The organism is Methylobacterium sp. J-001, assembly GCF_022829565.1.
Lineage (GTDB): Bacteria > Pseudomonadota > Alphaproteobacteria > Rhizobiales > Beijerinckiaceae > Methylobacterium.
The window spans coordinates 1-4,893 of the sequence record NZ_JAKSYN010000152.1; the positions used below are offsets into that span (position 1 = coordinate 1).

Here is a 4,893-nt window from a genome sequence, read left to right on the forward strand (position 1 = left end):
TGCTGACCCAGATCGATCAGCTCGCCGGCGATTCGAGCTTCAACGGCACGAACCTGATCAACGGCAAGGGCGACAACAACAACCTGACGATCAAGTTCAACCCGAAGGGCAACTCGAACCTCACGGTCTCAGCGACCGACGAGACCTCGAGCGGCCTCGGCCTGACCTCGATCACCAGCACCTCGGCCAAGACCTCGACGGTCGGGCAGGGCAGCTTCCTTCTCAACGGCGACATCAACACCACCCTGAACAAGCTCACGACTGCCTCCAGCCAGCTGCGTACCGACGCTTCGACCTTCGGCTCGAACCTCTCGGTGGTGCAGAACCGCCAGGACTTCAGCAAGAACCTGATCAACGTGCTCGACACCGGCGCGTCGAACCTGACGGCGGCGGATCTAAACCAGGAGGCTGCGAACTCGCAGGCCCTGTCGACCCGCCAATCGCTGGGCATCTCGGCCCTGTCGCTGGCGAACCAGGCCCAGCAGGGCATCCTGCAGCTGCTGCACTAAGCGTCAGGCGCCGCGAAACGCAAACGGCCGGGGCGAAACCCCGGCCGTTTCTATGTGTGCCGCCCGTTCAGTTTCTCTTGGATGGGGAGGCCCCGGCTCTCCGGAGGGCGTCGGCCAGGGCACCGCCACCGGTGTCCGGTATCGGCTTGGATTGCATCCGCCGTGGGTCGGGCGAAGGCTCGCTGCCGCGCCGCGCTTGCGACCCCGGCTCGATCGGGTCGTCCAGGCGCATCGACAGGGCGATCCGCTTGCGCGGGGCATCGACGCTGAGCACCAGGACCCGGATGACCTCCCCGGTCCGGACCACCTCGGCCGGCGAGGCGATGCGCCGGCGCGCCATCGCGGAAATGTGGACGAGGCCGTCCTGATGGACGCCGATATCCACGAAGGCGCCGAACGCCGCGACGTTGGTGACCACGCCTTCAAGCTGCATACCAGGCCGGAGATCGCCGATGGTCTCGACGCCCTCCTGGAAGCTCGCCGTCTTGAAGGCCGGGCGCGGATCGCGGCCGGGTTTCTCCAGCTCGGCGATGATGTCCCGCACGGTCGGCGGTCCGAAGCGCGTATCGGCGAATGCCTCGGGCGAAAGTTGGCTCAGGGTCGTCGTGTTGCCGAGCAGCACGCGGATGTCGCTCTTGGTCGCCTGCAGGATCCGCCGCACGACGGGATAGGATTCCGGATGGACCCCGGAGGCGTCGAGCGGGTCGTCGCCGTCCCGGATGCGCAGGAAGCCGGCTGCCAGCTCGAAGGTCTTCGGACCGAGGCCCTGCACCTTCTTGAGCGCCGTCCGCGTCCGGAACGGACCGTTCGCGTCCCTGTGCGCGACGATCCGGTCGGCCATCGATGCGCCGAGGCCGGAGACCTGGGCCAGCAGGGCCGGGGACGCGGTGTTCACGTCGACGCCCACCGCGTTCACCGCGTCCTCGACCACCGCCGAGAGCTGGCGCGACAGCTTCGTCTCGCTGACATCGTGCTGGTACTGCCCGACCCCGATCGATTTCGGATCGATCTTCACGAGCTCGGCGAGCGGGTCCTGCAGCCGCCGGGCGATCGAGGCGGCGCCGCGATGAGATACGTCGAGGTCGGGCAGCTCCCGCGACGCGATCTCCGAGGCCGAGTAGACCGAGGCGCCGGCCTCCGAGACCGTGACCTTCGCGAGCGTCAGGTCGGGATTGGCTGCCACGATCTCGGCTGCCAGCCGCTCGGTCTCCCGCGACGCGGTGCCGTTGCCGATGGCGATCAACTCGACCCGGTGCTGGCGACAGAGGCGGCCGAGGCTCGCCACAGCCTCCTTCCAGCGCCGCTGCGGCTCATGCGGATAGGTGGTCTCCACGGCCACGATCCGGCCGGTCGAATCGGCCACCGCGACCTTCACGCCATTCCGGTAGCCGGGATCGAGCCCCAGCGTCGCCCGTCCACCTGCGGGGGCGGCGAGCAGCAGGTCCTTCAGGTTGCCGGCGAAGACTTTGACGGCCTCGTCCTCGGCGCGCTCGAACAGCCGGGTGCGCAGGTCCTGCTTGATCCCGGTCCGGATCTTGGTCCGCCAGGCGGTGCGCACGACTTCCATCAGCCAGGCATCCCCCGGCCGGCCCCGCGCGGCGATGCGATGCCGGCTGCAGATCGCGGTTTCGAAGAGTCCGGGCTTTCCAGGCACCGACTCGTCGCCTTCGGCGGTGAGATCGACATCGAGGATGCCTTCGCGTTCCCCGCGAAGGATCGCCAGGATCCGATGCGAAGGCATCCGCTCCAGCCGCTCCGTCCATTCGAAGTAATCCGAGAATTTTGCGCCCTCGGCGTCCTTACCCGTGCGGATCTTCGAGGCCAATTGACCGCTACGCCAGAAGTCCGCGCGCAATCGGCCGATCAGATCGGCATCCTCGGCGACGTGCTCGATCAGGATCGCCTTGGCGCCCTCCAGGGCCGTCTCGACGTCGACGATGCCCTTATCGGCCGCGACGAACGGCGCCGCGGCCCGCTCTGGTGCGATCTCCGGCTGAGCCAGCAGCGCCTTGGCCAAGGGCTCGAGCCCGGCCTCCCGGGCGGTCTGGGCCTTCGAGCGCCGCTTCGGCCGAAAGGGCAGATAGAGATCCTCCAGCCGCGCCTTGGTGTCGGCGGCAGCGAGGGCGGTGGCGAGCGACGGCGTCAGCTTTCCTTGGGCGCGGATGCTCTCGACGATGGTGGTGCGGCGATCGGTGAGGTCCCGCAGATAGCCGAGCCGCTCATCGAGCTTGCGCAACTGCGCGTCGTCCAGGCCGCCGGTGTTCTCCTTGCGGTAGCGGGCGATGAACGGGACTGTGGCACCGCCATCGAGCAGTGACACTGCGGCAGCGACCTGCGCCTCCCCGACGCCAAGTTCACCGGCGATCAGCGCGTTCACGGATGTCATGCAGGCTCCGGCAAGCGATGGGCGGGGCCTTGCCATAGCCGCCACACGATCGGATGCAAGATGCCGGGAAAGGGCCTCTCAGGCGTCGCCGCACTTCGGATCGGCGGCGGATTTGACGGCCCGGACGAAATCGAGAACGCGCAGCCTCTCCGACGAATTCTCGAGTGCGAGCCACAGACGGAGCAATTCCTCGGCGTCAGCGAAGATGTGGGGAGCCGTGTCGCCGAAGAACACCTCCGTCGAGCATCCCAGCGTCCCGGCGAGATTCTGAAGGGTTCGGTATGACCGTGCTGCCGAGGATCCGCTGCCGTCCGCCATCGATTCGATCCGCTTCGTCGCCCGGTGAGCGATGCCGTGCGAACGGCCGCCGAATCCGTGCAACAGGTGAGGGGCGTGCGATACGGCCGAACCGAACGCCAGCAGGATGCAGGCACCGGGGCGACGGCCGAGCGGCGAAGTGCGGAGGCGGCGAAGCGGAGCGATGAGTTCGCTGGCCGACGCAATCGGATCGAACGCCTTCGGCTAACTCCGGTCAAGGGAAGAGGTGCGGCGAACACGTATATGTACGGATTCAGACGAACCCCGGGCGCGTTGGGCTAGCGATATCTGTGGGCTTGCACGTGCAGGATCCGCGCTGAGCTGCCTGCCTTCATCGCCCTGTCACCAGTCCGTGCTTCAGTGGTCCACGGTACGTTGTGAATCGGCGGGCAGCCCGTGCGCTTCGAGATTCGCGCTAGCAACCGGTCGCATTGGTCCTGGGTTTTGGTGAACGAGACCGAGGACACTGTGATCGCGTCCCGGCGCGATTTTCCGTCACAGGCACAGGCGACCGCGGCCGCGATGGCCTTCGCAAAGCTCGTGGCGCGGGCCGGGCGAAACCTCGCCGGTGTCCCCCGCGCCGGCGGTTTCCTATGAGACGTCTCGGCTCAGGCCCGGTGACGCAGCAGCCCCATCACGCTCCAGCAGGCGATGAAGCAGCCGACGCCCATGGCACCGAGGCAGCTGATGGTGCGCACGGGCTCGCCGCGGGCCAGCACGATAGCGATCGCGAGGGGCAACAGCAGCAAAGCGAGCAGCAAGGTCATGGAGAACTCCGTTTGACCCGACCGACTCTAGGAGCCGATGGTTAATCGCGCCTGACGGACGCGGCGTGAGAGATGCCCCAGGCCGTCGCGTTGATCCGAGCCGCCCCCCAACTGGTGCCCATCCCGATTGCGAGCGGCAGCAGCAGACGGCCTCTGGGACATGGGCAAGGCGTACACGTAGGTCGTCGTTCCCGACCATCCGCCGCACGGCCGAGCCCTTCGCGCGCTGCCCCACGATCGGAACCCAGCGGATTCGGCAATCCAGCGCCGGGCCGAGGTACAGGCCGGCGGTGACCGCCACCACTGCGCCGCGCGACAGTACGAGATCGGCTCGTACCGCTTCGTCGAAGACCGGGATGCGGCGCTCTCACAGGGATGGCATGAGTGGCTCGGACTCCACCGGCACCGCCAGCATACCGATCGGATCGGTGACGCCCCGCGTGTCAGCCGCCATGACTGGCACCCTTCCGGACTTCGGCATCGGTGTCGGCTCGACCTCGGCCCTGCGGACGGTCCCGAACTCTAGGACGACACGCACCAGGACCGGCATCGCACCGTAGCGGCCGTCGATCCGAAAATCGGCCGAGGACCGTGCCGTTGGCCGAGAAACGCCCCTGGGAACGGGCGCTGCCGGAGCCCTGGAAGAACCAGCCGGCCGGGCCGGATAGGCCACCATTGAGGCTCGGCGCGTACTTGTCGCCCATGAGATCCGCGGTGAGGTCGGCCTGACCAACCGGAACGTTCAGGATGCTCAAGCTGTAACCGGCAACTAATACCAACCCTCGTTAAGTGGGACTCACGGGGTAGCCTCGGCGGCTGAGGGGTGATTCTGTCTTTGGGTTTGGAGCCCGAGGGGGATGTCATGGCTGCTCCGGTACCGCTGCGGTCAGACTTTGACGCTGACGGTCTGCGC

At 67.4% G+C, this 4,893-nt stretch carries 5 protein-coding genes; 2 read left to right on the top strand and 3 right to left on the bottom strand.

Features of this window, described 5'->3' with window-relative positions; genetic code table 11:
- Positions 1-509: flagellin (locus tag MKK65_RS19575; RefSeq protein ID WP_279596862.1), on the top strand; the 509-nt coding region annotated here is incomplete at its 5' end.
- Positions 510-576: 67 nt separating this feature from the next.
- Here the strand turns inward: MKK65_RS19575 and MKK65_RS19580 are convergent.
- The 3 genes from MKK65_RS19580 to MKK65_RS19595 form a co-directional block, all read right to left on the bottom strand.
- Complete coding sequence (locus MKK65_RS19580) at positions 577-2,895, bottom strand: Tex family protein (protein ID WP_243959855.1); 2,319 nt, start codon at positions 2,893-2,895, stop codon at positions 577-579.
- A gap of 78 nt (positions 2,896-2,973) precedes the next feature.
- Positions 2,974-3,129: a hypothetical protein gene (locus MKK65_RS19585; RefSeq protein WP_243959856.1), complete on the bottom strand. Its 156-nt coding sequence runs from the start codon at positions 3,127-3,129 to the stop codon at positions 2,974-2,976.
- A 692-nt stretch (positions 3,130-3,821) separates the two neighbouring features.
- Positions 3,822-3,980: a hypothetical protein gene (locus MKK65_RS19595; RefSeq protein WP_243959858.1), complete on the bottom strand. Its 159-nt coding sequence runs from the start codon at positions 3,978-3,980 to the stop codon at positions 3,822-3,824.
- A 380-nt stretch (positions 3,981-4,360) separates the two neighbouring features.
- Between MKK65_RS19595 and MKK65_RS19600 the strand changes: the two genes are divergently transcribed.
- Positions 4,361-4,540 carry a hypothetical protein gene (locus tag MKK65_RS19600; RefSeq protein ID WP_243959859.1) on the top strand — a complete coding sequence of 60 codons (180 nt, stop codon included), beginning with the start codon at positions 4,361-4,363 and terminating at the stop codon, positions 4,538-4,540.
- Positions 4,541-4,893 lie beyond the last annotated feature (353 nt).